The 21,820-nt window shown below is 65.8% G+C and carries 23 protein-coding genes and 1 tRNA gene; 16 read left to right on the forward strand and 8 right to left on the reverse strand.

All coding sequences use genetic code 11. The features are described 5' to 3' along the window. On the reverse strand, positions 1–1,215 hold the full coding sequence (locus C6Y53_RS16955) for an NADP-dependent isocitrate dehydrogenase (protein ID WP_106473522.1): 1,215 nt from the start codon (positions 1,213–1,215) through the stop codon (positions 1–3). A gap of 164 nt (positions 1,216–1,379) precedes the next feature. On the opposite strand from C6Y53_RS16955, the gene C6Y53_RS16960 reads away from it, so the two are divergent. Then, positions 1,380–2,420, forward strand: coding sequence for an alpha/beta hydrolase (locus tag C6Y53_RS16960; protein WP_211299414.1), 1,041 nt, complete (start codon positions 1,380–1,382; stop codon positions 2,418–2,420). Here the strand turns inward: C6Y53_RS16960 and C6Y53_RS16965 are convergent. Continuing rightward, positions 2,417–3,007 carry an HD domain-containing protein gene (locus C6Y53_RS16965; RefSeq protein ID WP_106473524.1) on the reverse strand — a complete coding sequence of 197 codons (591 nt, stop codon included), beginning with the start codon at positions 3,005–3,007 and terminating at the stop codon, positions 2,417–2,419. The two genes, C6Y53_RS16960 and C6Y53_RS16965, sit on opposite strands and share 4 nt — an antisense overlap. Then, entirely contained in the window at positions 3,007–3,660 is a 654-nt protein-coding gene (locus C6Y53_RS16970) for an alpha/beta hydrolase (RefSeq protein WP_106473525.1), read from the reverse strand. Before C6Y53_RS16970 ends, C6Y53_RS16965 begins: the two co-directional genes overlap by 1 nt. A gap of 167 nt (positions 3,661–3,827) precedes the next feature. Here C6Y53_RS16970 and iscR point away from each other — a divergent pair, with 167 nt between their 5' ends. The 15 genes from iscR to C6Y53_RS17045 all read left to right on the forward strand — a co-directional run bounded on the left by iscR (position 3,828) and on the right by C6Y53_RS17045 (position 16,387). Beyond that, complete coding sequence (gene iscR / locus C6Y53_RS16975; RefSeq protein ID WP_106473526.1) at positions 3,828–4,289, forward strand: Fe-S cluster assembly transcriptional regulator IscR; 462 nt, start codon at positions 3,828–3,830, stop codon at positions 4,287–4,289. A gap of 108 nt (positions 4,290–4,397) precedes the next feature. After that, positions 4,398–5,441 (forward strand): cysteine desulfurase family protein, encoded by a 1,044-nt coding sequence (locus C6Y53_RS16980; RefSeq protein ID WP_106473527.1) that lies wholly within the window; start codon positions 4,398–4,400, stop codon positions 5,439–5,441. A 16-nt stretch (positions 5,442–5,457) separates the two neighbouring features. Continuing rightward, on the forward strand, positions 5,458–6,981 hold the full coding sequence (gene sufB, locus C6Y53_RS16985; protein WP_106473528.1) for a Fe-S cluster assembly protein SufB: 1,524 nt from the start codon (positions 5,458–5,460) through the stop codon (positions 6,979–6,981). After that, positions 6,974–7,165 (forward strand): hypothetical protein, encoded by a 192-nt coding sequence (locus C6Y53_RS16990; RefSeq protein WP_106473529.1) that lies wholly within the window; start codon positions 6,974–6,976, stop codon positions 7,163–7,165. The genes sufB and C6Y53_RS16990 overlap by 8 nt, the downstream gene beginning before the upstream one ends. Positions 7,166–7,220: 55 nt before the next feature. Beyond that, positions 7,221–7,973 carry a Fe-S cluster assembly ATPase SufC gene (gene sufC / locus C6Y53_RS16995; protein ID WP_106474162.1) on the forward strand — a complete coding sequence of 251 codons (753 nt, stop codon included), beginning with the start codon at positions 7,221–7,223 and terminating at the stop codon, positions 7,971–7,973. A gap of 2 nt (positions 7,974–7,975) precedes the next feature. Then, positions 7,976–9,256: a Fe-S cluster assembly protein SufD gene (sufD, locus tag C6Y53_RS17000; protein ID WP_106473530.1), complete on the forward strand. Its 1,281-nt coding sequence runs from the start codon at positions 7,976–7,978 to the stop codon at positions 9,254–9,256. Continuing rightward, the gene (locus C6Y53_RS17005) at positions 9,256–9,741 is read left to right on the forward strand and encodes a YIP1 family protein (protein WP_106473531.1); all 486 of its coding nucleotides are present in this window, start codon (positions 9,256–9,258) and stop codon (positions 9,739–9,741) included. The genes sufD and C6Y53_RS17005 overlap by 1 nt, the downstream gene beginning before the upstream one ends. Continuing rightward, complete coding sequence (locus tag C6Y53_RS17010) at positions 9,738–10,328, forward strand: YIP1 family protein (protein ID WP_106473532.1); 591 nt, start codon at positions 9,738–9,740, stop codon at positions 10,326–10,328. Before C6Y53_RS17005 ends, C6Y53_RS17010 begins: the two co-directional genes overlap by 4 nt. After that, positions 10,321–11,541: a cysteine desulfurase gene (locus tag C6Y53_RS17015; protein ID WP_106473533.1), complete on the forward strand. Its 1,221-nt coding sequence runs from the start codon at positions 10,321–10,323 to the stop codon at positions 11,539–11,541. Before C6Y53_RS17010 ends, C6Y53_RS17015 begins: the two co-directional genes overlap by 8 nt. 52 nt (positions 11,542–11,593) lie before the next feature. Further along, positions 11,594–11,670, forward strand: a tRNA-Arg gene (locus tag C6Y53_RS17020). 228 nt (positions 11,671–11,898) lie between these two features. After that, entirely contained in the window at positions 11,899–12,804 is a 906-nt protein-coding gene (locus tag C6Y53_RS17025) for a metal ABC transporter substrate-binding protein (protein WP_106473534.1), read from the forward strand. Positions 12,805–12,898: 94 nt separating this feature from the next. After that, complete coding sequence (locus C6Y53_RS17030; RefSeq protein WP_106473535.1) at positions 12,899–13,801, forward strand: manganese/iron ABC transporter ATP-binding protein; 903 nt, start codon at positions 12,899–12,901, stop codon at positions 13,799–13,801. Then, positions 13,798–14,661 (forward strand): metal ABC transporter permease, encoded by an 864-nt coding sequence (locus tag C6Y53_RS17035; protein WP_106473536.1) that lies wholly within the window; start codon positions 13,798–13,800, stop codon positions 14,659–14,661. The genes C6Y53_RS17030 and C6Y53_RS17035 overlap by 4 nt, the downstream gene beginning before the upstream one ends. Beyond that, a complete protein-coding gene (locus C6Y53_RS17040) occupies positions 14,658–15,491 on the forward strand; it encodes a metal ABC transporter permease (protein ID WP_106473537.1) in 834 nt (277 codons plus the stop codon). Before C6Y53_RS17035 ends, C6Y53_RS17040 begins: the two co-directional genes overlap by 4 nt. Before the next feature lie 359 nt (positions 15,492–15,850). Further along, a complete protein-coding gene (locus C6Y53_RS17045; RefSeq protein WP_106473538.1) occupies positions 15,851–16,387 on the forward strand; it encodes a hypothetical protein in 537 nt (178 codons plus the stop codon). Positions 16,388–16,495: 108 nt separating this feature from the next. On the opposite strand, the gene C6Y53_RS17050 is transcribed toward C6Y53_RS17045, so the two are convergent. From C6Y53_RS17050 to C6Y53_RS17070, 5 genes are all read right to left on the reverse strand, one after another. Next, entirely contained in the window at positions 16,496–17,065 is a 570-nt protein-coding gene (locus tag C6Y53_RS17050; RefSeq protein ID WP_106473539.1) for a PqiC family protein, read from the reverse strand. 1 nt (position 17,066) lies between these two features. Then, complete coding sequence (locus C6Y53_RS17055; RefSeq protein WP_244614862.1) at positions 17,067–19,151, reverse strand: PqiB family protein; 2,085 nt, start codon at positions 19,149–19,151, stop codon at positions 17,067–17,069. Further along, a complete protein-coding gene (locus tag C6Y53_RS17060) occupies positions 19,148–19,789 on the reverse strand; it encodes a paraquat-inducible protein A (protein WP_244615020.1) in 642 nt (213 codons plus the stop codon). The genes C6Y53_RS17055 and C6Y53_RS17060 overlap by 4 nt, the downstream gene beginning before the upstream one ends. Beyond that, positions 19,756–20,370: a paraquat-inducible protein A gene (locus C6Y53_RS17065; protein ID WP_244614863.1), complete on the reverse strand. Its 615-nt coding sequence runs from the start codon at positions 20,368–20,370 to the stop codon at positions 19,756–19,758. The genes C6Y53_RS17060 and C6Y53_RS17065 overlap by 34 nt, the downstream gene beginning before the upstream one ends. Positions 20,371–20,469: 99 nt before the next feature. Further along, complete coding sequence (locus C6Y53_RS17070) at positions 20,470–21,759, reverse strand: TAXI family TRAP transporter solute-binding subunit (protein ID WP_149615548.1); 1,290 nt, start codon at positions 21,757–21,759, stop codon at positions 20,470–20,472. Positions 21,760–21,820 lie beyond the last annotated feature (61 nt).

Below are 21,820 nucleotides of genomic sequence, written 5' to 3' on the forward strand. Positions count from 1 at the left end.
TCAGCCCGCCAGCGCCCGGTTCAGGTTCTCGTCGATCTTTTCGAGAAAGCCCTCGGTGGTCAGCCAATGCTGGTCGGGACCGACCAGCAGCGCCAGATCCTTGGTCATGAAGCCCGATTCCACCGTGTCCACGATCACCTTTTCCAGCGTTTCGGCGAACTGCGTCAGCGCGGCGTTGTCGTCCAGCTTGGCGCGGTGCTTCAGCCCCCCGGTCCAGGCATAGATCGAGGCGATGGAGTTGGTCGAGGTCGCCTCGCCCTTCTGGTGCTGGCGGTAGTGGCGGGTGACGGTGCCATGGGCCGCCTCGGCCTCGACGATCTTGCCGTCGGGTGTCATCAGCTGGCTGGTCATCAGCCCCAGGGACCCGAAGCCCTGCGCCACGGTGTCGGACTGCACGTCGCCATCGTAGTTCTTGCAGGCCCAGACAAATCCGCCGTTCCATTTCATCGCGCAGGCCACCATGTCGTCGATCAGCCGGTGTTCGTACCAGATCTCCTTTTCCTTGAAACGGTCCTCGAATTCCTCTTCGTAGACCTTCTGGAACAGTTCCAGGAACCGGCCGTCATATTGCTTGAGAATGGTGTTCTTGGTCGACAGGTAGACCGGCCAGCCCAGGTTCAGGCCATAGTTGAACGACGCGCGGGCGAAATCGAGGATCGACTGGTCCAGGTTGTACATCGACATGAACACGCCCGCCGACGGGGCGTCAAAGACCTCGCGTTCGATAACCTCGCCATCGGTGCCGACGAATTTCATGCTCAGCTTGCCGGGGCCGGGGAACTTGAGGTCGGTGGCCTTGTACTGGTCGCCGAAAGCGTGGCGGCCGATCACGATCGGGCGGGTCCAGCCGGGCACCAGCCGCGGCACGTTCCTGCAGATGATCGGGGCGCGGAACACCACGCCGCCCAGGATGTTGCGGATGGTGCCATTGGGGCTGCGCCACATCTGTTTCAGGCCGAATTCCTCGACGCGGGCCTCGTCGGGGGTGATCGTCGCGCATTTCACGCCGACGCCGATTTCCCTGATCTTCTCAGCGGCTTCGACGGTGATCCTGTCTTCGGTGCGGTCGCGTTCCTCGATGCCCAGATCATAGTAGAGCAGGTCGATGTCCAGATAGGGCAGGATCAGCTTTTTCTTGATGAAATCCCAGATGATGCGGGTCATCTCGTCCCCGTCGAGCTCGACGACGGGATTTTCAACCTTGATCTTGGTCATGGCATGCCCTTTCGGCTGCTGGTGTCGATCTGATCGTGTCTCTAGCGTGAATCGCGGCGCCGAAAAAGACTGCATACTATTGCATACCGATTTGTCGCAGAGGGGTCTGGTGAATCGCGCCTATGCTGGTCCATGCTGTGCGGGACAGGCAAACGGGGGCACCAATGTCGAAAGCGCGAATCCTGGGGCAGATGCTGCTTGCCAAGCTGCCAGCGCCGGTGGTGGGGATGGTCTATTCCGGGCGGCTGGCGCAGGTGGACGGGCGGCGGATCGACCCCAAGGCGCAGGCGATCGGGGACCTGATCAACGCCGTGCGCGATCCCGCCGCGCCGCAGACGCTGGAGGACAGCCGCGCCGGCATCAGGAAGATGTGCGAGCTCTTCGACCTGCCATGCCCGGACGCGGTGACGAAGACCGACATACTGTTGCCGGGGGCCGCGGGTGACCGGCCCGCGCGGATCTATGATGCGGTGCAGGCGGGGCATGATGGCCTGCGGCCGACACTGCTCTACCTGCATGGCGGCGGCTGGGTGCAGGGCGATCTCGACACCCATGACGGGCTGTGCGGGCGGCTGGCGCTCTGGGCCGAGATCCGGGTCGTTTCCTATGACTACCGGCTGGCACCCGAGCATAAATACCCGGCTGCGGCGGATGATGTGCTGGCGGTGTTCAGCGCCCTGCGTGATCGCGGCGGCGACTGGGGCGTGGATGCGGCGCGGCTGGCGGTGGGCGGCGACAGTGCGGGCGCCAACCTGACCGCCGGGCTGCTGCACGACCTGGCCGGGCTGGGCGCGGCGATGCCGGCGGCGCAGCTGCTGATCTATCCGGGCGTCGACATCTCGCTCGATTCGCGATCGATGGTGATGCTGGCCGATGCCTATGTGCTGACGGCGGAACGGATCCGCTGGTATCTCGATTTCTATTTCGAGGCGGATGCCGACCGGCGCGATCCGCGCGCCTCGCCGATCCTGTCGGACCGGCTGGCCGGGCAGCCGCCGGCGCTGGTGATCGCCGCCGGACACGATCCGCTCTGGGACGACGCGCTGGGCTATGCCGCGAAGCTGCGTGAGGCGGGCGGAGAGGTGGACCTGCTGGAATATCCCGGCCAGGTTCACGGGTTCATGTCGCTCACCCGGACGATCCCGCAGGGGCTCGAGGCGACCCGCGCGGCGGCGGACTGGCTGCGGCGGCAGATCGGCGGCTAGCGGTTGAAGAACGCCGCCAGTTTCGGGCGCAGCCAGGACCACAACGATGGCGCGCCGCGCCGGATCGGCGGGCCGATCCGGTTGTCGAGGTCGTCCAGGGTGACGTCATAGTCGGTCCATGTGCCGCCGCCATTGGCCAGGTTCGTCACCGGGGGCTGGAACCGGTCGATTGCCTTGGCATAGCGTGCATCGGCGCTTTGGGCGTCCTCGAATTCGTCCCACAGCGCGCGAAACTCGGCGGCCTGCGGGTCGGGCAGCAATCCGAACAGGCGCGCGGCGGCGGCGGCTTCGCGGGCGGCGACCGCGTCGTGATCGACGGTGCCGTGGATGGGGGCGTCGCCGGCGTCGATCTCGACGATGTCGTGGATCAGCAGCATCTTCAGCACCCGGGTCACATCGACCCCCGGTTCCGCGTGATCGGCCAGAACCAGCGCGTAGAGCATGACGTGCCAGCTGTGTTCGGCCGAGTTCTCACGCCGCGACCCGTCGATCAGCGACGAGGCGCGCAGCACCGATTTCAGCCGGTCGGCTTCCCTGAGAAACGTGATCCGCGCATCGAGTGCCGGGCCGGCCGGCGATGCCGGCATCAGCGGGTATTCTCGGTCAGGCGGCGTTTCACATAATCGGTCACATTGCCGATCATCGTGTCCATATGCGGGTCCTGGAAGAAATGGTCCGCGCCGTCCAGTTCCTCGTGGGTGATGGTGATGCCCTTCTGTTCGTGCAGCTTGCCGACCAGCGTGCGGGTGTCCTCGGGCGGGGCGACGCGGTCGGAGGTGCCGTTGATGACCAGCCCGGAAGAGGGGCAGGGGGCGAGGAAGGAAAAATCATACATGTTGGCCGGCGGCGACACGCTGATGAAGCCGGTGATCTCGGGCCGGCGCATCAGCAGTTGCATCCCGATCCAGGCACCGAAGGAAAACCCGGCGACCCAGCAATGCTTGGAGTTGTTGTTCATCGACTGCAGGTAGTCGAGCGCGCTGGCGGCGTCGGACAGTTCGCCCACGCCCTGATCGTATTCGCCCTGCGACCGCCCGACGCCTCGGAAATTGAACCGCAGCACGGTAAAGCCCATGTTGTAGAAGGCGTAGTGCAGGTTATAAACGACCTTGTTGTTCATGGTGCCGCCGAACTGCGGATGCGGGTGCAGCACGATGGCGATGGGGGCGTCCTTTTCCTTCTGCGGGTGATAGCGGCCTTCGAGGCGGCCTTCGGGTCCGGGAAAGATGACCTCGGGCATGGGGGCGATGGTCCTGTTTTCTGCCGTCGGTGGCCGGGCAATCTTGACGAAAAACCTTGGGCACCTTAGAACGGTTCTAATTCTGTTGGAGGCCGAAAGACCGGCCTTCAGCGCAGATAGGCAATGGCGTCCGAAAGGTCAACGATCACGCGGACGGGGAGTGTCAGGTGAAGCTTTCGACAAAAGGCAGATACGCAATGGTGGCGCTGGCGGATATCGCGCTGCAGGACGCCGACGGGCTGGTGTCGCTGGGCGAGATCGCGCAGCGGCAGGATATCTCGCTGCCCTATCTGGAGCAGCTGTTCGTGAAGCTGCGCCGGGCGGGGCTGGTGGAATCGGTGCGCGGACCGGGTGGCGGCTACCGCCTGGCGCGGCCCGCCGCCGAGATCCGCGTGGTCGACATCCTGTCGGCGGTGGATGAAACCGTCGACGCGATGCACAAGGGCGCCGGTGCGTCCGGAGGATCATCGGGCAGCCGGGCGCAGTCGCTGACCAACCGGCTGTGGGAAGGGTTGAGCGCCCATGTCTATGTCTTTTTGCACCAGACGCGTCTGTCGGACGTGATCCGCAACGATCTGGCGCCGTGCCCGGCGGTGCCGAACCTGTTTGCGGTGGTGGACGCGGAATGACCGGGCGGGTGATCCGGGATAGGGGCAGGGGGCTGTCTGCCCCCTCTTGGCCCGTGCCGGGCCAATTCACCCCCGAGGATATTTCGGGCAAGAGGAAGGGGGCCGCCGGTGCGCAGGGTCTATCTTGATCACAACGCCACCGCGCCGCTTCGTCCCGAGGCGCGGGAGGCGATGATCGCGGCAATGGATTGCCCGGGCAACCCGTCTTCGGTCCATGCCGAGGGCCGGGCGGCGAAGGCGATTATCGAGCGCGCACGCGCGCAGGTGGCGGCGGCGTTCGGCGCGGATGGGGCCGATGTGGTGTTCACCTCGGGGGCGACAGAGGCGGCGGCGCTGGCCTGTGCCGGGCGCGGGCTGGCGGGAGCCGCGATAGAACATGACGCGGTGGCGGCCTGGGTCGATGGCGGGCTGGACGTGGACGGCGCGGGCCGGGTGGCGGTGCCGGACCCGGCGGGGTCGGTTCTGCAGATGGCCAATTCGGAAACCGGTATCGTCCAGGACCTGCCGCAGGGGCTGGCGGTGACCGATGCCACCCAGGCCTTTGGCAAGCTGCCGGTGGCGTTCAACTGGTGCGGGGCGCAGATGGCGCTGGTGTCGGCGCACAAGCTGGGCGGTCCCAAGGGTATCGGGGCGCTGGTGTTGCGGCGCGGCACCGACCTGGCGGCGCGGATGAAGGGCGGCGGGCAGGAGATGGGCCGGCGCGCGGGCACCGAGAACCTGATCGGCATTGCCGGGTTCGGCGCGGCGGCCGAGGCGGCGGCGCGCGATCTGGCCGATGGCGTCTGGGATCGGGTGGCGCAGATGCGCGACAAACTGGAACAGGCACTTGAAGTCGCGGCCAGCGGAACCATTTTTGTCGGAAAAGGGCATGCGCGGCTGCCCAATACCTTGTGTTTCTCCACCCCGGGGTGGAAAGGAGAGACGCAGGTGATGCAGATGGACCTGGCCGGATTCGCGATCAGCGCCGGATCGGCCTGTTCGAGCGGCAAGGTCCGGGCCAGCCGCGTGTTGCGCGCGATGGGTTACGACGAGGCCGCGGCGGCAGGCGCGATCCGCGTGTCGCTGGGGCCCGAAACGCAGGAAGCCGACCTGATGCGGTTCGCAGAGGTATGGCTGGAAAAGGAACGAAAGCACCGCGCCCGCGCGGCGTGAGCTGAGGAGAAGTCAGATGGCTGCATTGGATCAAACCCAGGTCAAGGACGGTGTCGACCAGGAAACCGTGGACGCGGTGCGCGAGGTCGGCGGCACCTATAAATACGGCTGGGAAACCGAGATCGAAACCGAATATGCGCCCAAGGGTCTGACCCCCGACATCGTGCGCCTGATCTCGGAGAAGAACGGCGAGCCGGACTGGATGACCGACTGGCGGCTGGCGGCCTATGAGCGCTGGCTGACCAAGGAAGAGCCCAAATGGGCGATGGTCGACTATCCCGAGATCGATTTCCAGGACCAGTATTACTATGCCCGGCCCAAGAGCATGGAGGTCAAGCCGAAGTCGCTCGACGAGGTCGATCCCAAGCTGTTGGCCACCTATGAGAAGCTGGGCATCCCGCTGAAGGAGCAGATGATCCTGGCGGGCGTCGACGGGGCCGAGGCGGCGCCGGCGGAGGGCCGCAAGGTTGCCGTGGACGCGGTGTTCGATTCCGTGTCGGTCGGCACCACGTTCCAGGCCGAGCTGAAGAAGGCCGGCGTGATCTTCTGTTCGATGTCCGAGGCGATCAAGGACCACCCGGACCTGGTCCGGAAGTATCTCGGCACGGTCGTGCCGGTCAGCGACAATTTCTATGCCACGCTGAATTCGGCGGTGTTTTCGGACGGGTCGTTCGTCTATGTCCCGCCCGGCGTGCGCTGCCCGATGGAACTGAGCACCTATTTCCGCATCAACGCGGAGAATACCGGCCAGTTCGAGCGCACGCTGATCATTGCCGACAAGGGGTCCTATGTCTCCTATCTCGAAGGCTGCACCGCGCCGCAGCGCGATACCTCGCAGCTTCATGCCGCGGTGGTCGAGATCATCGTCGAGGAAGACGCGGAGGTGAAGTACTCCACCGTGCAGAACTGGTATCCGGGCGACGAGAACGGCAAGGGCGGGATCTACAACTTTGTCACCAAGCGCGCCGATTGCCGGGGCGACCGGGCCAAGGTGATGTGGACGCAGGTCGAAACCGGCTCGGCGGTGACGTGGAAATACCCGTCCTGCATCCTGCGCGGCGATGACAGCCAGGGCGAATTCTATTCGATCGCCATCGCGAACAACTATCAGCAGGCCGATACCGGCACCAAGATGATCCACCTCGGCAAGAACACCCGGTCGCGGATCGTGTCCAAGGGCATCAGCGCGGGTCGCGCCCAGAACACCTATCGCGGGCTGGTATCGATGCATCCCAAGGCGAAGCACAGCCGCAACTATACCCAGTGCGACAGCCTGCTGATCGGCGACAGATGCGGGGCGCATACGGTGCCCTATATCGAGGTGCGGAACAATTCGTCGCGCTGCGAACACGAGGCGACCACCTCGAAGGTGGATGACGACCAGCTGTTCTATTGCCGCTCGCGCGGGATGGACGAAGAGGAGGCCGTCGCCCTCGTGGTCAACGGGTTCTGCAAGGATGTCCTGCAGGCGCTGCCGATGGAATTTGCCATGGAGGCGCAGCAGCTCGTCGCCATTTCGCTGGAGGGGTCCGTTGGCTGATCGCACCGCGTCCTGGTCCGACCGCGTGATCGCGGCGCTGCCCTATGTGCTGACCGTAGCCGGCGGCGTGGCGGGCATCGCCTGGACCAATCTGACATTCAACGCCTCGCCGGTGCTGGGCATTGCCGCCGGCGCGCTGGTGGGGCGGTTGCTGGCGGGGCTGGTCCTCCGGCTGCTGGACTGACCTGTTTCACTCACTCGAACCGGCGCGGGCGCCGATGGAATACGAAGGTATGAAAATGCTTGATATCAAGAACCTGCACGTCAAACTTGAAGAAGAAGACAAACCGATCCTGAAAGGCGTCGACCTGTCGGTCGAGGCCGGCAAGGTCCATGCGATCATGGGGCCGAACGGGTCCGGGAAATCGACGCTGAGCTATGTGCTGTCGGGCCGCGACGGGTATGAGGTGACCGAGGGCAGCGCCGAACTCGAAGGCGCGGACCTGCTGGAAATGGAGCCCGAGGACCGCGCGGCCGCCGGCCTGTTCCTGGCGTTCCAATACCCGGTCGAGATCCCCGGCGTGGGCAACATGACCTTCCTGCGCACGGCCGTGAATGCCCAGCGCAAGGCGCGCGGGCAGGAGGAAATGAGCGCGGCCGACTTTCTCAAGGTGATCCGCGCGAAGGCAAAGACGCTGAAGATCGACGCCGAGATGCTCAAGCGCCCGGTGAACGTGGGTTTCTCGGGCGGCGAGAAGAAACGCAACGAGATCCTGCAGATGGCGATGCTCGAGCCGAAACTGTGCATTCTCGACGAGACCGACAGCGGGCTCGACGTGGACGCGATGAAGCTGGTGGCCGATGGCGTGAACGCGCTGCGGGACGAAGGGCGCGGGTTTCTCGTCATCACCCATTATCAGCGGCTGCTGAACCACATCCAGCCGGATGTGGTGCACATCATGGCCAACGGGCGCATCGTCAAGACCGGCGGGCCGGAACTGGCGCTGGAGGTCGAAAACAACGGCTATGCCGATATCCTGGCCGAGGTGTGACCATGGCACTGGCTGAACGCAAACAGAATACCACCGAGGCCCGGCTGGAGACGATGGCGTTTCCGACGGCGGGCTGCACCCGTCCGGCGCGCGAAGCGGCGCTGGCGCGGGTGCGGGAGATGGGATTGCCGGAGCGGCGCGACGAGTATTGGAAATACACCCGCCCCGACACGCTGACCCGGCCCGAAGCGCCCCGCGCGGCCGTGTTCGTGCGGGACGAACCGCCGATGTTCGACGGCCAGGACCGGTTGCGCATCGTTTTCGTCGACGGGATATTCGATGCCGATGCCTCCGACGACCTGCAGCTGGACGGGGTGAAGATCGACCGTCTCGAGGATATCTGTTGCACCGATATCCACTGGGCCAGGGATCTCTACGGCGTGCTGGAAACGCGTAGCCACGACCCGGTGCCGCGTCCGCTGGCGGCGCTCAACACCGCCTTTGCCGCCGATGGCGTGGCGATCCATGTCACCGGAAAGCCGTCGAAGCCGATCAACCTGGTCTATGTCCATTCCGACGAGGCCTCGGACGCGATCCTGCATCATGTGATCCGGGTGGAGCCGGGCGCCGAAGTCACCATTCTGGAAAACGGGCCGGCGGCGTCGCGGTTCAACAAATGCACCGAGATCGACATCGCCGATGGCGGCACGCTGCACCATGTGCGGGCGCAGGGCCGCGACCACGAACGCCGGGCCGCCACGCATATGTTCGCGCGGCTGGGAACCGAATCGGTGTTCAAGTCCTTTACGCTGACCGTGAACGGGGTGCTGACGCGCAATGAATGCGTGATCGAACTGACCGGCGACGACGCGGTGGCGCATGTGGCCGGTGCCTGTGTCGGCGATGGCGATTTCCACCATGACGACACCGTGTTCATCACCCATGACGCGGTGAACTGCGAAAGCCGCCAGGTGTTCAAGAAGGTGCTGCGCAACGGTGCCACCGGCGTGTTCCAGGGCAAGATCCTGGTCAAGGACGGCGCGCAGAAGACCGACGGCTACCAGATCTCGCAGAGCCTGCTGCTCGACGGGGACAGCCAGTTCCTGGCCAAGCCGGAACTGGAAATCTATGCCGATGACGTGGCCTGTTCGCATGGCTCGACCTCGGGCGCGATCGACGACGAGGCGTTGTTCTACCTGCGCTCGCGCGGGGTGCCGCACGAGGACGCCACCGACCTGCTGACGCTGGCCTTCCTGGCCGAGGCGGTGGAGGAGATCGAGGACGAAGGCATCGCCGGGGACATCGTGGCGCGGCTGGAAAGCTGGCTGGCCCGCCGCCGCTGATGGCCGTGACCTCGGACATCGTTGCCACCTATCGGCGGCCCGGCCGGGTGGTCGGCCGGCTGCTCGGGATGGGGCAGCGCGAGGACCGCGCGCTGATCATCCTGATGGTGGCCTGTGTCCTGGTCTTCTTTGCCCAGATGCCGCGCCTGTCGCGGCAGGCGCATCTCGAGGGGCGCGAGTTCGACATGCTGATGGGCGGCGCGCTGCTGGGCTGGATTTTCCTGGCGCCGCTGATCTTCTACGCGCTGGCGGCGCTGTCGCATCTGCTGGCGCAGCTCCTCGGCGGGCAGGGGAGCTGGTACGGCGCCCGCCTGGCGCTGTTCTGGGCGCTGCTGGCATCGACCCCGCTGCTGCTGCTGCACGGGCTGGTGGCCGGGTTCATCGGGCCCGGCGCGGAACTGAACGCGGTCGGGGTGCTCTGGTGCCTGTTTTTCTTCTGGTTCTGGGGCGCCGGTCTGATCCGGGCCGAAAGGGCATCGCCATGACCATTGCCGTGCTGCGCAACCTGATCGTCGAAACCCTGCGCGACCCGGCCCGGACCGCGCGCTACCTGATGTCGCTGCGGATCGCGCCCGAGGCGCTGTGGACCGGGCTGGGGCTGGTGGCGGTGCTGAACACGCTGCTGTTCTCGCTGTCGGACATGCTGGTGCCGGGACCGGCGCCGCTGCCGGGGGTGTTCGCGTCGCCGATCGTCTATTTCCTGCTGGTCGCGGCGGCGCTGGTGCTGACCGTCTATGCGCTGTTCTGGACCGGCCGGCTGTTCGGCGGCACCGGCGGGGTCGACCAGATTCTGGTGCTGATCGTCTGGCTGCAGTCGCTGCGGCTGCTGGTGCAGGTGATCACGCTGGTGCTGGCGCTGACGATACCGGCGCTGTCGCTGCTGGTGGTGCTGTTCGCCGCCGTGGCCGGGCTCTACATCACCCTGCATTTCGTGAACGAGGCGCACCGTCTCGGTTCGCTGTTCAGGTCCAGCGGCGTGCTCGTGGCCACGGCGCTGGCGATCGTGCTGGGCCTGTCGCTTGTCCTGTCCCTGATCGGAGGCCCCGTTCTGGGGGTGGCTGCCCATGTATGACGTGCAACGGATCCGCGCCGATTTCCCGATCCTGGCCCGCGAGGTGAACGGCCAGCCGCTGACCTATCTCGACAATGGTGCCTCGGCGCAGAAACCGCAGGTGGTGATCGACGCGGTCACGCGGGCCTATGCCGAGGAATATTCGAACGTTCACCGCGGCCTGCATTTCCTGTCCAACCTCGCCACCGAGAAATACGAATCCGTGCGCTGCACCATCGCCCGGTTCCTGAACGCGCCGTCCGGGGACGACATCGTGCTGAACTCGGGCACCACCGAGGGCATCAACATGGTCGCCTATGGCTGGGCGATGCCGCGCATGTCCGCCGGCGACGAGATCGTGCTGTCGGTGATGGAGCATCACGCCAATATCGTGCCCTGGCATTTCCTGCGGGAACGCCAGGGGGTGGTGCTGAAATGGGTGGAAACCGACGCCAGCGGCTGGCTCGACCCGCAGGCGGTGCTCGATGCGATCGGGCCGCGCACGAAACTGGTGGCCGTCACCCATTGCTCCAACGTGCTGGGAACCGTGGTGGATGTGAAGACGATCACCGAAGGCGCCCATGCGCGCGGCGTGCCGGTGCTGGTGGACGGCTCGCAGGCGGCGGTGCACATGCCGGTCGATGTCACGGATATCGGCTGCGATTTCTACGCCATCACCGGGCACAAGCTCTATGGGCCCTCCGGGTCCGGCGCGATCTATTGCAAGGCCGAGCGCATGGCCGAGATGCGCCCCTTCATCGGTGGCGGCGACATGATCCGCGAAGTGCATCGGGACGAGGTGATCTACAACGATCCGCCGATGAAATTCGAGGCCGGGACGCCCGGCATCGTGCAGACGATCGGCCTGGGCGTGGCGCTGGATTACCTGATGGATCTGGGGATGGACAGCATCGCCGCCCATGAGGCCGGGCTGCGCGATTACGCGCAGGAGAGGCTGGGCGGGCTGAACTGGCTGCAATTGCAGGGCACATGCCCCGACAAGGCCGCGATCTTCTCCTTCACGCTCGACGGGGCGGCCCATGCCCATGACGTCTCGACCATCCTCGACAAGAAGGGCGTCGCGGTCCGGGCCGGGCATCACTGCGCCGGGCCGCTGATGGACCACCTGGGCGTGACCGCGACCTGCCGGGCGAGTTTCGGGCTCTACAACACCCGCGCCGAGGTGGACGGGCTGGTCGATGCGCTGGAACTGGCCCGCGATCTGTTTGGCTGAGCCACTTTGCGATTGCGAAGCCGCAGAGGCGCCGCTATACCGCGCCAACGACGCACCTGTAGCTCAGCTGGATAGAGCGCTGCCCTCCGAAGGCAGAGGCCAGAGGTTCGAATCCTCTCAGGTGCGCCATAGCATTCCGACCAACCAAGAATAACATGCCGTCAGCCTTCGGTCGCCGGGATTCCGGGCGGTTTCGGCCTGTATCCGTGGCCGATCCAGGGCAGGGGCATCCAGCCGCCCGGTAGCTGCGAACGAATTGCACTTGCAATAACTGGCAGAGGCGATATCTCTAATTGCGACTGGCTCGCATCTGGGGTGCGGGCATTGGTTTCGGGACATGGTGGAAGGGACATTTCAATGACTTCGAGATTGACGGGCCTGTCGGGAGCGGTGGCCGCGGCGGTGTTGGTGGCGGGCGCGGCGGTGGCCGATGAGGACCGGATGAAGGTGGTGACCACGTTTACGGTCCTTGCTGATATGGCGCGCCATGTCGCCGGGGATGCCGCCGACGTGGTTTCGATCACCAAGCCGGGCGCCGAGATCCACGGCTACGAGCCGACCCCGCGCGACCTGGTCGGCGCGCAGGATGCGGACCTCATTCTCTGGAACGGCCTGAACCTCGAGCTCTGGTTCGAGCAGTTCCTCGCCAACCTGAACGACATCCCGTCGGTCACGCTGACCGAGGGGATCGACACGATCCCGATCGCAGCCGGCGCCTATGAGGGCAAGCCGAACCCGCATGCCTGGATGGGGCTCGACAACGCGCTGATCTATATCGACAACATCCACGCGGCCTTTGCCGAACATGACCCGGACAATGCGGCGACCTATGCGGCGAATGCAGATACCTACAAGGACGAGCTGCGCGCGACGCTCGACCCGCTGCGCCAGGAGATCGCCACGATCCCCGCGGCGCAGCGCTGGCTGGTGACCTGCGAGGGGGCGTTCAGCTACCTGGCCCGCGATTTCGGCATGAAGGAGCTCTATCTCTGGCCGATGAATGCCGACCAGATGGGCACGCCGCAGCAGGTGCGGGCCGTGATCGACGGCGTCAGGGACAATGACATTCCCGTGGTGTTCTGCGAAAGCACCGTGAACACCGCACCGGCCCGGCAGGTGGCGCGCGAAACCGGGGCGCATTACGGCGGCGTGCTCTATGTCGACAGCCTCTCCGAGCCCGACGGGCCGGTTCCGTCATATCTCGACCTGCTCAGGGTCACGTCGCAGACGGTTGCGGACGGGCTGCAGGCGGGCATGAACTGAGCGGCAATTCAGACACGGGACCCGGCCCGGCGCGCAGTTGGCTGGCCGGGTCCCGCGTTTCGGGCGACCGTCCCTTCCGGCAGAAAGCAGATCAATGGCACATGACCTCCAGATTTCGGCCCCCGGCACCGTCGCGCAGGCGGATCCCGGCGGTGGCATTGCCGCGCATGATGTCACCGTCACCTATCGGAACGGCCACACCGCGTTGCGTGATGCGAGTTTCGAGATACCGCGCGGCACCGTCACCGCGTTGGTGGGGGTGAACGGATCGGGGAAATCGACGCTTTTCAAGGCGATCATGGGGTTCGTGCCGGCCGCCAGGGGCGAAATCCGGCTGCTGGGCCGCGGTGTCCGCGAGGCGCTGAAGCTGAACCTCGTCGCCTATGTGCCGCAGGCCGAAGAGGTCGACTGGTCGTTTCCGGTGCTGGTCGAGGACGTGGTGATGATGGGGCGCTATGGCCATATGGGGTTCCTGCGCCGGCCGTCCGGGGCCGATCATGACGCGGTCGAAACGGCGCTGGCGCGGGTCAACATGCAGGATTTCCGTCACCGCCAGATCGGCGAACTGTCCGGCGGGCAGAAAAAGCGCGTCTTTCTGGCGCGGGCGCTGGCGCAGGACGGGCAGGTCATCCTGCTCGACGAACCCTTTACCGGGGTCGATGTAAAGACCGAGGAGCAGATCATCGCGCTGTTGCGCGAATTGCGCGACGAGGGGCGGGTGATGCTGGTTTCCACGCACAACCTGGGCAGCGTGCCGGAGTTCTGTGACCGGACGGTGCTGGTGAAGGGGACGGTGCTGGGCTACGGGCCGACCGAAACCACCTTTACCCGCGCCAACCTCGAACGCGCCTTTGGCGGGGTGTTGCGGCAATTCACCCTCGGGGGGGCCGACCTGCACGAGGATGACGACGCGCGCCGGATCTCGATCTTTACCGATGATGAACGGCCCTTTGTCCAATACGGCGACGAGACCCGCGTTTCGGAGGAGCAGAAATGACCGTGCTGCTCGAACCCTTCGGCTATGGCTACATGACCAACGCGATGTGGGTTTCGGCGCTTGTCGGCGGGGTCTGCGCCTTCCTGTCCTCCTACCTGATGCTCAAGGGCTGGTCGCTGATCGGGGACGCGCTGTCGCATTCGGTGGTGCCGGGCGTGGCGGGCGCCTACATCCTCGGGCTGCCCTTTGCGCTGGGTGCGTTCATCTCGGGGGGGCTCGCCGCGGCGGCGATGCTGTTTCTCTCCGACCGGTCGGGGCTCAAGGTCGACGTGATCATCGGCATCATCTTCACCTCGTTTTTCGGCCTCGGGCTGTTCATGGCCTCGGTCTATCCGATGGCGGTGTCGATCCAGACCATCACCATGGGCAACATCCTCGCCATCACGCCGGAGGACACGCTGCAGCTGGCGATCATCGGATTTGTCTCGCTGGCGATCCTGCTGATGAAATGGAAGGACCTGATGGTGGTCTTTTTCGACGAAAGCCACGCCCGGTCGATCGGGCTCAGGCCCGGAATGCTGAAGGTGGTGTTTTTCGGGTTGCTTTCGGCCTGCGTGGTTGCCGCGATGCAGACGGTGGGCGCGTTTCTCGTCATCGCCATGGTGGTGACGCCGGGGGCGAGCGCCTACCTGCTCTGCGACCGGTTCCCGCGGCTGATCCTGACCTCGGTCGTCATCGGCACGGTCACCAGCTTCGCGGGGGCCTATGTCAGCTATTTCCTCGACGGCGCCACCGGCGGGGTCATCGTCGTGCTCCAGACGCTGGTTTTCCTGACTGTCTTTGTCCTGGCGCCGAAACACGGGTTGCTGGCGCATCGGCGCAAGGCGGCCGAAGCCCTGCGCACGGAGGCGGCGCGATGATGGATACGCTTTTGATGCCGTTCCAGTTCGGGTTCATGCAGAATGCCTTCTGGATCGCCCTGATCGTGTCAGTCCCCACGGCGCTGCTGTCCTGTTTCCTCGTGCTCAAGGGCTGGGCGCTGATGGGCGACGCGGTCAGCCATGCGGTGCTGCCGGGGATCGTGCTGGCCTATATTGTCGGCTTTCCCCTGATCCTCGGCGCGTTCGCGGCCGGCATGGCGACCGCCATCGCCACCGGATACCTGTCCGAAAACAGCCGGGTAAAGCAGGACACGGTGATGGGGGTGGTGTTTTCGGGCATGTTCGGGCTGGGGATCGTGCTCTATGTGTCGATCCACACCAACGTGCATCTCGACCATATCCTGTTCGGCAACATGCTGGGTGTTGGGGCGGGCGATCTCTGGACCGCCGGGCTGATCTCGGTCCTTGTCACCGCGGTGCTGCTGCTGAAATGGAAGGACCTGATGCTGCACGCCTTCGATCCGGCGCAGGCGCAGGCGTCGGGCCTGCCGGTCGGGCTGCTGCATTACGGGCTGCTCACGATCCTGTCGCTGACCATCGTGGCGACGCTGTCGGCGACCGGGCTGATCCTCGCCGTCGGGCTGCTGATCACGCCGGGGGCTATCGCGTTTCTGCTGGTGCGCAGTTTTGGCCGGATGCTGGTGGTGGCGGTTGCGGCCTGCATGTCGTCCATGCTGGCCGGCGTCTATCTCAGCTTCTTCCTCGACAGTGCCCCGGCGCCGACCATCGTCCTGATCCTCACGGCGATCTTCATCGCCGCCTTCATCCGCCGGACAGTGCAGGTCAGACGCATGGCGGCAACCACCTGACCCGTTCGGCCGGGGCAGGGCGGGCGCAAGGCACGTGCCGCCTGCCATCCGCCGGCACCGGGAACCATCGTCCAGATGGACCGGGGGCCGGTTATGCACGAACACTCGAACCGGACCATCCGGGTGGGGCCGATCGTGATCGACAAAGGCGTTCCGGCGGGATGGTGACGAGACCGGATTTGTCGGCCTACCCAGGGCTCTAGCGCGCTCAGTCGCTTCCTGCCTATTCCCGTTCGCGCCTGGGGCGTTCGCCACATCTGATTTTTTCAACCGGCAGGACACCGAATCGGCACAAGGCGCTACTTGTCATCTTCTCGGCCTATCGAAACCTCCTGTTCGTGCCATTGCCGCGTCTGCTGATGGCGCTGCCCGCGGATCAGGTGGATGTGTGCCTCATTCTGCGCTGGCCAAACTGCACCTATCACGCCGGGCTACCCAGACTGGGACCATCGCTACCCGCCAGCATGGAAAATCTGGCGAGTCGGCTGCGCCTGAGGCGGTACAAACGCGCCGTCTTCTACGGAGAATCGATCGGCGGGTTTCCGGCGCTGTCCGCGGCAAAATACCTGAACGCGTCCGCCGGAATATCAATCGGCGGTCGGTTCGAGGTCGTCGGAGGACGACTGAGCCTGCCCCAGCTCGGGAGAGCCTATGAACCATTTTGCCACTGTGCGCCCAAGAGCAAGACGGCTTTGCATGCATTCTCTGTTTCTGATCACAAGCCGGATTCGATAAGTTCGAAACGACTGGCCATCGTTGCCCCAGAGGTTCATCAGCACATTTTCGAAGGCCACAACGACCACAATCCTTTCGTTGGCTTGATGGCCAGGGGCGAATACAACGCATTCATGGCGAAACTCGTCGACCTGATCCTGGAAGACGATGTGACGATCTAGGGGCGCATCCGGCGTTTCTAGAACTCTGCCCGATCAAGCGAAACGGACCGCCTTTCCGGCAGCGGAACGTTCCCGGCGTTGCGATCCGCTATCGCAAACCGGCCTTGTTCACCGGGCCAGGCTGCGGGCGATGTCGGCGCCGAGGGCGGATATGGCCTGGCCGCTTGCGGCGGAAACGGCGGCGGGTGTGGCATCCGGCAACGGGATGGCAATGTCGAACCGCTGCAGGCGTTCGCGGATGATCCCGTCGGGCGATGACAGCGCGAACTGTCCGGCAAAGCGGAACGTGCCATCCGCGCCGGCCAGCATCCTGTCCACGCGCACATCGATACGCACCTGTGCCCGGCCATCCAGCGGCCAGGGTTCGGCGGCGGCGGTGGCGGTGGTCGCCATGTCGAGATTGCGGGCCAGCGCCGTGGTGATCCCGCGTTCGGGATCGTCGGCCCAGATCGAACCGTCCACGTTGCGCAACGCGCCGTCCGGCTGCTGGACCGCGATCTCCAGGCCCGAGGCATAGGAGGGCAGCGACACGTTGCGGACCTCAATGGTCGAGACCCGCACCCGCTGTGTGGTCGCGGTGCTCGCCGGCTCGATCAGGAACCGGGCGGTATCGTCGGCACAACCCGCCAGCAGCGCGGCGACGCAGAGGGGCAGGATTTGGCGTGGGCGCAGGGTCATGTCAGCGTCCTCTGATCAGCAGGGCAGGGTCCCGTTCCAATGTCCGGGCCAGTTCGGAAACCGACCGCGCGGCTTCGCGCATGGCGCGCAGGGCGGCGATGGTTTCGTCGTTGAAATTCGATCGCGCGCCATAGGCCGCCACCAGCGCTTCGGCCTGGGCGGCCAGGCGGGTCATGCGGGCCGAAAGCTCGGGCAGGGTTTCGGCCGCGGTTTTCAGCGCATCCGTCGCAGACCTGGCCGATGCCATCGCCGCGTTCGCGTTGTCGACCATGCCGCCCTCGCGCAGTTCGGCCAGCGAGCTGCGGATCTCGGCCAGCGCGCCGTTCAGGGTTTCCGGCAACTCGCGCGCGCCGGGGGCGCCGATCACGGCATCGGCGCTCTCGAGCACCTCGCGTGCGGCCGTGATGAGTTCCTCTGCTTCAAGCGAGCGGGCCTTCTGCGCGACCGCCCGCAGATCCTCGACCAGCGCGGGAACCTCGGCCGAGGCGGTCGAGATGTTGGCCGCTGCCACATTGGCCTTTTCCAGTGCCTCTCCCAGCGATTCCAACGCGCCGCTGCGCCTGAGATCGGTCGCGATGCCGCGAAGCTCGGCCACGGTGTCGCGCAGGTCCCCCGGCAGGGCGCGGGTCGCTTCGTCCTGGAGCAGGGTGCGGGCATCCGCCAGCAGCGCGGCGGCGTCGCCGGGCAGCGCGCGCAGCTTTTCGGACCGGGTGAACTCTTCGATACCGGTCATCAGCGCGATCGCGTGGTCGATCATCTCTTCGATCGGCAGGGCGTTGATTCGTTCGAACACGCCCTCGGCGGTCGCGGTGAAATCGGGCAGGTCCGAGGGGGCGGTCGGCAGGGTCGGCAACGGGTCGGCATCGCGATCGAGGCCAGCGGGTTCGGCATCGGGCAGTTCGACCAGGTCCACCACCAGCGCGCTGCTGAACAGGCTGGTCGTCGCCAGCCGCGCCCTGAGCCCGCCATTCACGGCGGCTTCGAGGAAATCCAGCGCGTCCTCGCGGCTGGCCTGCGCGGGCAGGCCCAGGCGGCCGGGCTCCAGCGACAGCCGGGTCATCAGGCGGATGGTGGGGCCGGCGTCGGATTCGTGGATCCGGGTGGTGATCGCGGCCACTTCTCCGACCTTGAGACCGCCCAGCCGGACCTCGGCGCCGACCTCGAGCCCGGCCACGGATTCATTGAACTGCGCGGCCAGGTCGATGGCCTGGGCGGTCGAGCGCGTGAACACGCTTTTGCGGGCCTCGCCCTCGCTGGCATAGACGTTGAAGACATGGCCGGGGCTGACCGGCACGCCGCCATCGAAGATCGATCCGAATTCGAGGCCCCCCGCCAGCAATGTCGCCATGCTGTCGAAATCGACGCTGAGACCGGCGCCGCTGATCGAGACCCGGAACCCGGATGTGTCCCAGAACCGGGTCGCCGTGTTCAGCTTGCGGTCATGGGGTGCCTCGATGAAGGCATCGACCACGATCATGTCGGTCGAAACCGTGAGGCGCGGTCGCTCCAGCCGGCCCACCTCGACGCCGCGGAACAGGACCGGGGCGCCTTCGGACAGCAGCCGGCCGTCATCGGTGATCAGCGTGATCCGCTTGCCCGCCCGGCCGGGCTGCACCAGCGGCGGACCGTCGAGCCCTTCGAAACGGCGCTGGGGCGCATCGGGCGTCTGGTCCCAGGCCCCTTCGATATAGACCCCCGAGAGGACGGTGGAAATGCCGGTGATGCCGCGGGTGCTGACCGCCGGGCGCACCACCCAGAACTGCGCCTGCGAATCGAGATAGGGGGCCACGTCCTTGTTTACCCGCGCCCGCACAAGCACCTTGCCCAGATCATCGGTAAAGGACACGTCCTCGACCGTTCCGATCACCACGTCCCGGTAGCGCAGGGTGGTTTCGCCCGACACGATGCCCGACGCGCTGTTGAAGATGATCTCGATCGGGACGCCGCGATTGGCGACGGTCTGCCAGGCCAGCCCCAGCGATACCGCCAGCGCCAGGATCGGCACCAGCCAGACGAAGGACAGGTTCCGCCAGATTGACGGGCGGGCTGGGTCGATGTCCAGGTCGGCGGGGGTCTGGTCTGTCACGTCGTGGCTGGTCCGGCTTTTCTGTCCCAGAGGATCCTGGGATCAAACATCTGGGCGGAAATCATGGTGAACGCAACCGAAAGCGCAAAGCAGATCGCGGCGATGCCCGGATTGATTGTCGCGATCAGATCCAGTTGCACCAGCGCGGTCAGGATCGCGACCACGAAAACATCCACCATCGACCAGCGGCCGATGAACTCGACCACCTCGTAGAGATGCTGCCGCGCGGTGGTATGGTTGCCCGGATCGTGCCGGGCCGAGGCGGCGAGATACCCGATGGCGATGAACTTGCCGATCGGTATCATGACGCTGGCGAAGAACACGATGCCGGCGACCGCGTAGGACCCATGCGCGAACAGCTCGATCACCCCGCCGACGATGGTGTTGTCCATGGTATGGCCGAAGGTGGTGGTGCGCAGCATCGGGTAGAGATTGGCCGGGACATAGGCGATCAGGCCGGCCAGCAGCCAGGCCCAGACCCGTTGCAGGCTGCGGGTATCGTCGCGTTCGTGCAGGATGCCGCCGCAGCGGCGGCAGCGCGTCGTCCGGCGCGGATTGGCCAGCCCGCAGTGGCGGCAGCCGACCATGCCGGCGCCGCGCGCGGTCAGGGCCGGCTGCGTTCGCTCAGCGTTTTCCAAATCGTCATCCTGCACATCAGGTTGTCCTTGAGAACGATCAGCAGCACCAGTCCGGCAAAGGCCCAGAAGGCCGGGCCCAGCGTCACATGCGCCAGCCCGGCGATCTTGACCATCGCCACGGTCACGCCGACGATGAAAATCTCGGCCATGGCCCAGGGGCGGGCGGCGTCGAAGAACCGCAGGGCCAGATCGGCATGGGGCAGGGGGCGATAGCTGATCGCCATCGGCCCCATCACATAGATCGCGGCGGCAAGCCGCGCCAGCGGCAGCAGCACGATCAGCCCGGCCACCGCCACCGACAGGGGCAGCAGCGGCCCGTGGTCGAAGGCCAGCACCGCGTCGAAGATCGAACTGCGGCTGTGCAGCCCGTGCGAATCGATCTCGAGAAACGGAAAGAAGATCGCGGCGAACATCAGGATCAGCGCGGTCAGCGACAGCATCAGGATCTGCGTCATGGCGCCATTGCGCGGGGCGAACAGGACCGTGCCACAGCGGTGGCACCGGGCGGTCGCGCCCTGCATGATATCCGTTTCCCGGTGCAGAAGATCGCAGACGGGACAGGCAATCAGATCCTTGGCCAAGGGTGCCCTCCGGGGGGTGGCAGTTTTCGTGGGAACCACGGCTAACGCCTGTCTAGCGCAACCGGGGCGCCATGACCACGCCCGCGGCCCGGCGCGCCGTCAGACGGCGGCTTCCTGCAGCTTGCGGCGCACGAGGTCGATATGCACGCGCAGCGTATAGACATATTCGCGATAGCGCGACGGCACCTGCACGGCCCGCGCTTCCTGGTCGATGTGTTCCAGCCGCTGCATCAGCGCGTCCAGCCGTTCGGCCGTAACGTCGCTGTCCGCCTCGGCGTCGATCGCCACCAGTTCCTTGTAGCGCCGGTAGATGCGGGCGCGCATGCTCCAGGCATAGAGGCCGGGCAACATCCGCAGCAGCGGCACCATCAGCACCAGCAGCGGCAGGAACAGCAGCGTGACGCGGGTGATCTGGGCCGCGATCCAGTAGGGCATCAGGCTTTCCAGCACGCCGGGGCCGCCGGTCAGCAGCGCCGCGGCCTGCCGGTTCAGCGGCAGGTCCAGCCCCTGGGTCGAGGGGAACCGCAAGTCGTCGCTGAGCGGGGTCGGGCCGGAATGGATCTCGATCGCCGCATGGACCAGCCGGTTGACCAGAGCGGGGTGCAGGTCTCCATTCGCCGCCAGCATCGCGGTCATCGCGGTGAGCGGGATGCGCTCGGGCGGCAGCCGGCGGGAATAGTCGATGCCGGCGGGCGGGATGTCGGCCATCCGCACATAGGGCAGCTTGCGGGTCAACGCCACGGTGTCGCGCAGGGTTTCGATGCGCAGATCGGCATCGGTCAGCAGGGGTTGCAGATAGGGGGCGTCGATCGGCGCCACGAATATGGCGAGATCGGCTTCGCCCGACAAGAGCGCGTCGGCCGCCTCGGCCCCCGCCAGCGGCAGCATCCGGTCCTGGTCCAGATCGACGCCCAGCGTCTGGATCATGTTGTTGATGGCGATCCGCGTGCCGCCGCCCGGTTCGCCCGCGGCCAGGCGCAGATCGTTCCACGCGTTCAGATCCGCGGCGTCGGTGACCTCGGGCCGGTGAAAGATGAAGAACGGTTCGAGAAAGACGGCGGCGAGCGCCTGCAGGCCGATCGAATCCGCGACCGGTGTGCCACCCTGTATCAGCGCCACATCGGCCTCGCCCGTGGCGAGCATCCGCGAGTTTTCCATCGACCCGGGTGTTTCGATGATCTGCAGGTCGATGCCGTCGCGGGCGAGGATGGCCCGGTATCGTTCCGCCAGCGCGTGATAGCCGCTGCCCGGCCGCCCCGCCGCCATGTTCAGCGATCCCGGCGGCAGCAACTGAAGCGCCCCGGATTTCATCACATAGCCGGCCGCGGCCGCGATCAGCAGCACGAGCGCAAGAATGACGGGAAGGAGAAAGGCGAGATATCGGAGCACGGCACGATTCGATGATGGTCTTGCATCGCGACGTTAGCCGGTTCATGCGACTGCTGCCAGC

This window comes from Pukyongiella litopenaei, assembly GCF_003008555.2.
Taxonomy (GTDB): Bacteria; Pseudomonadota; Alphaproteobacteria; order Rhodobacterales; family Rhodobacteraceae; genus Pukyongiella; species Pukyongiella litopenaei.

Excerpts from the sequence above, each read along its gene's own strand:
- C6Y53_RS16955 (WP_106473522.1), bottom strand. The coding sequence starts at position 1,215 with ATGACCAAGATCAAGGTTGAAAATCCCGTCGTCGAGCTCGACGGGGAC.
- C6Y53_RS16960 (WP_211299414.1), top strand. The coding sequence starts at position 1,380 with ATGTCGAAAGCGCGAATCCTGGGGCAGATGCTGCTTGCCAAGCTGCCA.
- C6Y53_RS16965 (WP_106473524.1), bottom strand. The coding sequence starts at position 3,007 with ATGCCGGCATCGCCGGCCGGCCCGGCACTCGATGCGCGGATCACGTTT.
- C6Y53_RS16970 (WP_106473525.1), bottom strand. The coding sequence starts at position 3,660 with ATGCCCGAGGTCATCTTTCCCGGACCCGAAGGCCGCCTCGAAGGCCGC.
- sufB (WP_106473528.1), top strand. The coding sequence starts at position 5,458 with ATGGCTGCATTGGATCAAACCCAGGTCAAGGACGGTGTCGACCAGGAA.
- sufC (WP_106474162.1), top strand. The coding sequence starts at position 7,221 with ATGCTTGATATCAAGAACCTGCACGTCAAACTTGAAGAAGAAGACAAA.
- sufD (WP_106473530.1), top strand. The coding sequence starts at position 7,976 with ATGGCACTGGCTGAACGCAAACAGAATACCACCGAGGCCCGGCTGGAG.
- C6Y53_RS17005 (WP_106473531.1), top strand. The coding sequence starts at position 9,256 with ATGGCCGTGACCTCGGACATCGTTGCCACCTATCGGCGGCCCGGCCGG.
- C6Y53_RS17010 (WP_106473532.1), top strand. The coding sequence starts at position 9,738 with ATGACCATTGCCGTGCTGCGCAACCTGATCGTCGAAACCCTGCGCGAC.
- C6Y53_RS17015 (WP_106473533.1), top strand. The coding sequence starts at position 10,321 with ATGTATGACGTGCAACGGATCCGCGCCGATTTCCCGATCCTGGCCCGC.
- C6Y53_RS17025 (WP_106473534.1), top strand. The coding sequence starts at position 11,899 with ATGACTTCGAGATTGACGGGCCTGTCGGGAGCGGTGGCCGCGGCGGTG.
- C6Y53_RS17030 (WP_106473535.1), top strand. The coding sequence starts at position 12,899 with ATGGCACATGACCTCCAGATTTCGGCCCCCGGCACCGTCGCGCAGGCG.
- C6Y53_RS17035 (WP_106473536.1), top strand. The coding sequence starts at position 13,798 with ATGACCGTGCTGCTCGAACCCTTCGGCTATGGCTACATGACCAACGCG.
- C6Y53_RS17040 (WP_106473537.1), top strand. The coding sequence starts at position 14,658 with ATGATGGATACGCTTTTGATGCCGTTCCAGTTCGGGTTCATGCAGAAT.
- C6Y53_RS17045 (WP_106473538.1), top strand. The coding sequence starts at position 15,851 with ATGGCGCTGCCCGCGGATCAGGTGGATGTGTGCCTCATTCTGCGCTGG.
- C6Y53_RS17050 (WP_106473539.1), bottom strand. The coding sequence starts at position 17,065 with ATGACCCTGCGCCCACGCCAAATCCTGCCCCTCTGCGTCGCCGCGCTG.